This is a genomic window from Sandarakinorhabdus rubra (assembly GCF_010994245.1).
GTDB lineage: Bacteria > Pseudomonadota > Alphaproteobacteria > Sphingomonadales > Sphingomonadaceae > Sandarakinorhabdus > Sandarakinorhabdus rubra.
In genome coordinates this window covers 1-569 of the sequence record NZ_WMHO01000472.1, presented here as the reverse complement: position 1 = coordinate 569, position 569 = coordinate 1, and the positions used below count along the sequence as shown (strand labels likewise).

Below are 569 nucleotides of genomic sequence, written 5' to 3'. Positions count from 1 at the left end.
AAGCCGTCGCGCGCCAGCAGGGCCGCGCGCGGGAAGGGCTGGCCCGGCGCCCAGCGCGCCGCCAGGCTGCTGGCCAGCAGCACAGCATCATAGCCCAGCGAGGCGAGGCGCGACGGGTTCTGGCCATGACGCTGGCGAAAGCGCGCGGCCAGCTGGTTGAAGCGGGCATCCGGCACGGTGGCATAGATCGCCCCCTTCATCGCCGGGATACGGGCGAGGCCAGGCTCGTTGTTCCACAACTCAGTGCCGAGGATCACCACCTGCCCCGGCGCAGCGCCATAGCGGGCAAGGGGGCTGAGGAAGCGCGCCGCCACCGCGCCGGAATCGGCGATCAGGAGGGCCTGGAACGGCACCGGTGCCAGCGTGCCGGCCACCCGCTCCACCGTGCCATCGGGACGGATCTGCGGGCGGCCACTGGCGCGCAGGCGGGCGGCGTGGTTGGTCACCTGCGCCGCCCCGCCGCAAGCTTTTCGGGCGCCCGTTCATAGGGCACCACCGCCGTGGACCGCCCGCCGGCATCGGCCACGGCGCGCACGAAGGCCAGCTGCGCGCGCTGGCCATAGGCACCC

At 74.0% G+C, this 569-nt stretch carries 1 pseudogene; it reads right to left on the bottom strand.

Features of this window, described 5'->3' with window-relative positions:
• Positions 1 to 446 (bottom strand): annotated as a pseudogene (locus GJV64_RS15360) (penicillin-binding protein activator); the annotation flags it as partial.
• Positions 447 to 569 lie beyond the last annotated feature (123 nt).